The 6,731-nt window shown below is 59.7% G+C and carries 7 protein-coding genes; 4 read left to right on the top strand and 3 right to left on the bottom strand.

Annotated elements, in window-relative coordinates; all coding sequences use genetic code 11:
- The first annotated feature begins 530 nt into the window (after nt 1-530).
- The gene (locus ACN4F8_RS11785; protein WP_419473776.1) at nt 531-1,541 is read left to right on the top strand and encodes a ParA family protein; all 1,011 of its coding nucleotides are present in this window, start codon (nt 531-533) and stop codon (nt 1,539-1,541) included.
- On the opposite strand, the gene ACN4F8_RS11790 is transcribed toward ACN4F8_RS11785, so the two are convergent.
- The 3 genes from ACN4F8_RS11790 to ACN4F8_RS11800 all read right to left on the bottom strand — a co-directional run bounded on the left by ACN4F8_RS11790 (nt 1,500) and on the right by ACN4F8_RS11800 (nt 4,725).
- Nucleotides 1,500-1,940 carry an integration host factor subunit alpha gene (locus ACN4F8_RS11790; protein ID WP_419473777.1) on the bottom strand — a complete coding sequence of 147 codons (441 nt, stop codon included), beginning with the start codon at nt 1,938-1,940 and terminating at the stop codon, nt 1,500-1,502. The genes ACN4F8_RS11785 and ACN4F8_RS11790 overlap by 42 nt on opposite strands.
- 170 nt (nt 1,941-2,110) lie before the next feature.
- Nucleotides 2,111-2,815: a response regulator transcription factor gene (locus ACN4F8_RS11795; protein WP_419473778.1), complete on the bottom strand. Its 705-nt coding sequence runs from the start codon at nt 2,813-2,815 to the stop codon at nt 2,111-2,113.
- Entirely contained in the window at nt 2,812-4,725 is a 1,914-nt protein-coding gene (locus tag ACN4F8_RS11800; RefSeq protein ID WP_419473779.1) for an ATP-binding protein, read from the bottom strand. The genes ACN4F8_RS11795 and ACN4F8_RS11800 overlap by 4 nt, the downstream gene beginning before the upstream one ends.
- Before the next feature lie 365 nt (nt 4,726-5,090).
- Here ACN4F8_RS11800 and tnpA point away from each other — a divergent pair, with 365 nt between their 5' ends.
- From tnpA to tnpC, 3 genes are all read left to right on the top strand, one after another.
- A complete protein-coding gene (tnpA, locus tag ACN4F8_RS11805) occupies nt 5,091-5,429 on the top strand; it encodes an IS66-like element accessory protein TnpA (RefSeq protein WP_300658783.1) in 339 nt (112 codons plus the stop codon).
- On the top strand, nt 5,426-5,758 hold the full coding sequence (gene tnpB, locus ACN4F8_RS11810; RefSeq protein WP_300658781.1) for an IS66 family insertion sequence element accessory protein TnpB: 333 nt from the start codon (nt 5,426-5,428) through the stop codon (nt 5,756-5,758). The genes tnpA and tnpB overlap by 4 nt, the downstream gene beginning before the upstream one ends.
- 84 nt (nt 5,759-5,842) lie before the next feature.
- The coding region (tnpC, locus tag ACN4F8_RS11815) for an IS66 family transposase (RefSeq protein ID WP_419473780.1) at nt 5,843-6,731 on the top strand (889 nt) is incomplete at its 3' end.

Here is a 6,731-nt window from a genome sequence, read left to right on the forward strand (position 1 = left end):
GAATCCACAGGGGGTGTTTACCAAACCCCATGGTCAGCGCTCCCTCAAACGGAACAAAGGTCTCACGGCGAATGGATTTCGCGTCGAGCATCCCGGTGGTGTCTTCATGCCATGCGCGCTGGGCGATCAAACCCTCTGCATGAAGCGCGTGAGGGAGCACCGACCACCAAACCACCCAAATCCACGCCAAGTGGCGCCAAGCGTGACCCATCACCACCCCTCTGTTCAATTTTGTATTTTTGTCATTTATTTGCTATTTTATTCATTTTTATGTAGCATAAATCCTGAGGTTGGCTCCTTCGCAGTTGTCAACCTCTTCCTCCTTGCGTTTCAGCGACGTGAGTTTTGGCCCGCTGCTTGCGGGCTTTTTTTTGGACCCGCTTGAAACACTGAACGCCTGTCGGGAAGCTCAGGATTGCCTACAACATATCATTTTTATCATTTAAAATCAGTTGTAGCGTTTCATTCTCTTCCCAGTCTGCGCCCGTCCAAAACTGCACGGGATCACTATCCACTACCCGGTCCCCACCATGCCGATCGTCGCTGTCATGAACCGCAAGGGTGGAAGTGGAAAGAGCACCTTATCGACACAGCTCGCTGCATGGTTTGCGTCGAGCGGAAGCAGTGTGATGCTGGGTGATAGCGACCGACAACGCTCGGCAAGCCGATGGCTGGGACGGCGAGGTCCAGCGGACAAAGTCATTACGTACTGGCCCAATGAAGCCAGCATTGCCTACCGATCACAGCTCGGCTCCCCCAACGTTGTGATCGACACCCCGGGTGGTCTTCAGGGGTTGGAGCTGGCCAAACAGCTCGCTCGAGCAGACGGGATTGTGGTGCCCGTTGGGCCTTCGGTGTTTGACACTGAAACCACCATCGACTTTCTGCAGGAGGTGTACCAACATCCCCGGGTAGCCAGCGGGCGCTGCCGGGTGGCGGTGGTGGGTATGCGGTGGCCCATTGACGTCTTGCTGGCTTGGCGGAGCGATGCTGCGCCTAGCCCTTTGCCGCTGCTCACGGTGATTGCTGAAGCATCCAAATACCGAGAGTGTTTGGAGTCGGGCAAAAGCATATTTGACGTCCCCGCGGCCTTGCACACAAGCGACTTGCTCCAATGGCAACCTTTGCTCGACTGGTTACAGCGTCTGCCACTGACACATCAGATGTCAAAAGGACGAGGGACTGGCCTTGGTTGCACCAGCGCAGTGCCCACACTCACAACCCGTCCTCCGTCCCCCGTCACGCCCTTCCTCCAAAGGGCACTCACTGGGCGCAACAGACAACTCCGCTCACCCGAATCGTTCGTAGAAACCATGCCACCCGATGGCATCAATGCTGAGGAGCTCCAAGCCTTGCGGTTACAGACACGCAAACAGTTGGCTCTCGACATGAAGCAACTCGGCCCAGCCGAGCGAATAGCCGGCAAGGCTTCTCAATCTCATGTGCAGCAGCTCCAGCAATCCGCGGCGACACGCACGCCCACCGTCTCGGCCGACAGATCAGAGTCCGGCTGGCTGACGCGCCTCTTCAGAACGCGTTGACGCGCGCCTGCTCTGCTTCACTTCAGGATGGAGCAGTTCTGATCCGACCTTGGGAATTGAAAGCTCAGCGGCGAGTTGCTTGTTGGCCATGCGTTGCATGAACTTCGGCCCAGCCGAAAACTTGACCACTCGCCGAGGAGAAATCTGCACACCCTCGCCCGTTCTTGGGTTGCGGCCTGGACGCTCCTTTTTGTGGTGGACTTCGAAGTTGCCAAACCCCGCGAGCTTCACGTCTTCGCCTTTGGAGAGCCGATCCAGAATCAACTCGAAAAAGCCTTCCACCAACTCAACCGCCTCGCGGCCGTTGAGTCCCATCTGTTCGATCAACATGTCGACCAAGGCTGACTTGGTCAGCCCCGGTACCTCCAGACTGTCAACAAAATTGGTCAAGGCGTGCATTCGTACCTCGTAAGTTGAACCATCTGCCAAGCTTTGGCCCAGCGATCACTTCATATTACCATTTATGATGTTTTTGTCATTTAAGTGACTTCAATTTCCATCGTGATACAAGTGGTCGTTGCACTGCGCCCACATCTGTGCGCTGGCCTCACCGATTCGGAAGCCCAGGACTAGACCCGAATACCTGTGGGAGTCTGCTGGATGGACGGGCCCACGTATGAGTAGCCCTGGTTGCGCCAGGACACGATGCGAAGTTCGGGGTCGAAGTGGGTCAGCTTCTGCCGCAGCCGGCTGATGATGGTGTTGGTGCGTCCCTCCGGCGTTTCCATGAAGTCGATACCCAGCAACGTCACGATCTCCTGCCGACTTCTCGTGCGACCGGGTTCTGCGGCCAGAGCAGACAGCACCGTGACATCGGTGGCCGTGAGGCCCAATCGACGTCCGTCGGGTGAAACCAGCTCCCGTGCAGCACAGTAGAGCGCCCATTCAGATGCAAAGCGTTCGGGCAGAGCTACCCGGCGGTACAGCGCACGGATGCAGGCGGCTAGCTCTCGTCTGTCGACTGGCTTGACCATGTAGCTATCGGCCCCCTCTTCGAACCCACGCGTCTTGTCATCGATCTCGTCGCGGGCAGTCAACATGATGATGCAAAGCCGCTGAGGATCAAAAAGGCGCCGAGCGATGGAGTAACCGTTTTCTCCCGGCAGGTTGAGGTCGAGTACCAGAACGTCGCACCGCTCCTGGGCGAGCAGGGCGTCCAACTCAACACTGTCCGCCGCACTGCGCACCAGAAAGCCGGCCGACTCCAATTGAAACTCCATCTCCTCGCGCAGGTCCTCGTTGTCCTCCACGATCATCACCCGAATACCACTCACGATTGCTCCACTCCTTCGTATGTCGGAATCACTTTACTTTTCAACGGGATGAACAGCGAGAAAGATGTCCACCGATCAGGCAGGCTGCGTGCGCGCACCCAGCCACCATGGGCTCCGGAAATCAGGCGCACCAAGTGCAAACCCAGACCAGCGCCGGCCACACCCTGGGCCTCGCTGCGCCGCCAGTACTTATCAAACACTCTGGCGAGTTCTTCGCTGGTGAGGAATTGACCTCGGCTCAGCACTTCAAACAGCGCACAACTCGGCTCTCCATCCTCTCCCGGTACGGTGGAGATCAACAAGCGCACCCCGCTGCCAGGGTCTGCATATTTGCAGGCGTTGTCAATCAGATTGCTCAACGCGAGTTCGATCATGTCGGGGTCAGCCTCCATTTCCGAAAAGCCCGCAGCGATCTCGACCTCAAAGCTCCCTTCAGGCGATCCGCCCACGGTGGCCGGCACGCTCATGCGCTCGCCTAGGCTGAAGTCGGGGGCAGCAATGCACTGCATGCCCAGTGCGCCTTCGATCATGTGGTGGATGTCAAACACCCTCGGGCGCGCCGTCCATGAACCTGACTCGATGCGTTCTCGCGCCAACGCCTCACGCGAGAGCAAATTGAGCCGCTCCACCGCATTGCGAATTCGTTTATGACGCACCTGCACCTTGGGCGCATCAGAGCCCGCCATCATCTCCAGGCTCTGGGTGGCGGCGTCGATGATGCTCAGCGGAGTGCGCACCTCGTGTCCGAACATGCTGAGAAACTGCGCCAGATCGCGCCGCTGGTTGCGCTCGGCCTCTGCTTCCAGCCGGGCTGCCATGGCGCGACGCTCAAGTTCGCGCTGGTCTCCCAAGTGAATCAGCAAGTACAGGTGCGTGAGCAGCATGTAGAAAACAAACCCAATCTTGGCAATGTCGGGGGTCCATTCGGACAACGGCAACAGGCCCGCCATGCTGAGCAAAGGCGCCTTTTCGAACACCGAGAACGACAGAAACGCGGCGAAAGCCAACCAAGCTTTGACGCTGCGCAGCTTCCAAGCCAAGTGCGCACTGAGACCCAACAGCAAGATACCCACCGGAAGATAGGTGAGCCACAACACCTTTGAGACCCATCCCAGCCAGTCGAGATTGAAACCGGGCAATGCAACCGCAACCACCAAGAGGAGAAAACGTGTGAGCCAGGTGGCCATCCGTGGCATTTGTCGGCGCAAGTCGAGCACTGAGAGCGAAAACCAGATGGTGCTGCTCACTGCCATCACAAAACTCACCAGTGACAACCGAGCAACAAGCGTGGGGTAGTTCACCAGGAAATAGGCTGTCAGGTACCCGTTGAAGCACAACATGAACAGCGACACGCAGGCAATGTAGATGGCGAAGTCGCGGTGGATGCGCTTGCGGGTAAAGACCCAGTTGGCCAAGGTCAACACCAGCATCAACATTGCCGCGCCGATGAACGAGCCTTGGCGCAAAGTGTCTCGCTGCACCTCTCCGCTGAGCGCTTCGTCCGACAGCACAGAGACGTGGGTGAGCTCGGGCAAAGCGGTGTCGATGTGAAAGTACAGGCGCGTCAATGGATATGTCAGGCGGACCTCGAACTGCGTCGGAAAACCCGGTCGCCCAGCCTGGAGGTCGGGAAAGACCATCCCGCCGTGCTGTCGCTCACCGTCCGGAGTCAACAAATCTGCGTCCCAGATGAGCGGTGGCACCGCACGCAGCCAGACGGTTTCGCCGTCGCGCGACTTCGGCGTGTGCAAATCAATCCGCCAAAAAGAGACCACCGAATGCAAGGGTCTGCGACGCACTTGGGTCAGGTCTTCAAACAGATCTTGCTCGAGGACTTCAGCCAGTGTCGTGTGTCGGGAAGGAGCGGATGCGATCGCCACCGACACGCTCATGTCGTCGAGCCCTTTCAAGTGAACCCACTGGCCCGCCGAAGCAGGCCGATCCACCCATAACAGACCCACGATCAGACACACCCTCAACCAGGCAAGCCATGTCGGGGCAGTCCAACGGTTTGGCCCCGTGGTCGAAGTGTCTGATGACGAGACGGAATGCACAGGAAGCGACGGGCTTGGAAGGGGCGAGGCGACGCGCTGGATTTGCGACGCAAGTCGCCTTAAAAGTAGGAAGACCGGGCTCAACCTGAAACAGCGACGACCGCTCTGAACACAAAGGTCATTATTTTTATCACTTTAAATGTAAGCGCGCGGCCATCCCACCTTGAAGGGATCGGTCTAAGCGGCAACGATGGTGTCCACCAAGCGAATAGGTGGACACCATGAATGAATCCAAGAAGAAGACCCGCCGGCGGCACAGCGCCGAGCTCAAGCAGCAGATCCTTACCCAGTGCGCCGAGCCAGGTGCATCGGTGGCCAGCATCGCCTTGTCACACTGCATCAACGCCAACGTCGTTCACAAGTGGCGCCGCGAAGCGGTTGGCGCGCTGCCTGCCCTCCAGGCTCCCGCGTTCGTGCCGGTGCCGCTACCGCCAGCGGCATGCGCACCTGCACCGCACATCGGCATCGAGTTGCGTCGCGGCGCCACCAGCGTCTCGGTGACCTGGCCCCTGGCAGCGGACGAGCAGTGCGGCGTGTGGATGCGAGAGCTGCTCAAGTGATCCGAGTTGATGCGCTGTGGCTGGCCACTGAGCCGCTGGACATGAGAGCGGGCACCGAGACGGCGCTGGCTCTCGTGGTGTTGGTCTTCGGCGCGGCACGACCGCACCACGCCTACCTGTTCACCAACAGAAGAGCCAACCGCACGAAGGTGCTGGTGCACGACGGCATCGGCGTGTGGCTGGCAGCGCGGCGCCTGAACAGCGGCAAGTTCGTCTGGCCGCGTGATGCGGCCAGCACCGCCGTGCTCTCTCGCGCAAAGTTCGATGCACTGGTGCTGGGCCTGCCCTGGCAGCGCCTTGGCGACGGTGGTGTCATCACCGTGGTCTGACTCTGAAGTGCAGACTGGCGCTTGCCAATTGGGGCATGCGCCAATGGTGCGCACATTCCAGTGCTGGCACAGTGGATGCCCATGGTGGTCGAGCCTCAATCCCTGCAGAGCCTGAGCGCAGAAGAGCTGCGTGAACTGACCACGCGCCTCATGACGCAGCTGCGCCACCAGAGCGCGCTGCTGGACAAACTCACGCACGAGAACGCGCTTCTGAAGCGTATGAAGTTCACAGCTCAAAGCGAGAGGTTTGGCGAGCGCTTCAACCCCGAGCAGAAGAGCCTGCTTGAAGACGAGATCGAGGCTGACTTGGCGGCCGTGGCCACAGAGATCGATGCGCTGCAGGAAGCGCAGACACCGGCCAAGCTGGAAGAGAAGAGAAACCCCAAGCGCGCGCCGCTGCCAGCCAACCTTCCGCGGCGCGAGATCCGCCACGAGCCCGACTCGACCACCTGTGCCTGCGGTTGCCAGATGAAGCGTATCGGCGAGGACGTGGCCGAGAAGCTGGACTACGTGCCTGGTGTGTTCAGTGTCGAGCGCCACATCCGGGGCAAGTGGGCATGCGCGAAGTGCGAGACGCTCACCCAAGTCCCCGTCGATCCGCACGTCATCGACAAGGGCATCCCCACCACCGGGCTGCTCGCCCAGGTGCTGGTGGCCAAGTACGCAGACCACCTTCCGCTGTACCGCCAGGAAGCGATCTTCGGTCGAGCCGGCCTGGCTATCCCACGCTCCACGTTGGCGCAATGGGTGGGCTCCTGCGGCGTGCAGCTGCAGCCGCTGGTGGACGCCATGAGAAACGAGCTGCTGCAGCACCGCGTGCTTCATGCCGACGAGACGCCGGTGTCCATGCTCAAACCGGGCAACGGAAAGACACATCGCGCCTATCTATGGGCCTATGCGACGGGCGCGTTCGAGAACACCCGGGTGGTCGTCTACGACTTCTGCGAATCACGCTCGGGCGAACATGCCCGGC

Origin of the sequence: Hydrogenophaga sp., from assembly GCF_048549895.1 — a bacterium.
Taxonomy (GTDB): domain Bacteria; phylum Pseudomonadota; class Gammaproteobacteria; order Burkholderiales; family Burkholderiaceae_C; genus Hydrogenophaga.

Bases quoted from the DNA above. Each gene is read 5' to 3' on its own strand.
- ACN4F8_RS11785 (WP_419473776.1), top strand. From the start codon at position 531: ATGCCGATCGTCGCTGTCATGAACCGCAAGGGTGGAAGTGGAAAGAGC.
- ACN4F8_RS11790 (WP_419473777.1), bottom strand. From the start codon at position 1,940: ATGCACGCCTTGACCAATTTTGTTGACAGTCTGGAGGTACCGGGGCTG.
- tnpA (WP_300658783.1), top strand. From the start codon at position 5,091: ATGAATGAATCCAAGAAGAAGACCCGCCGGCGGCACAGCGCCGAGCTC.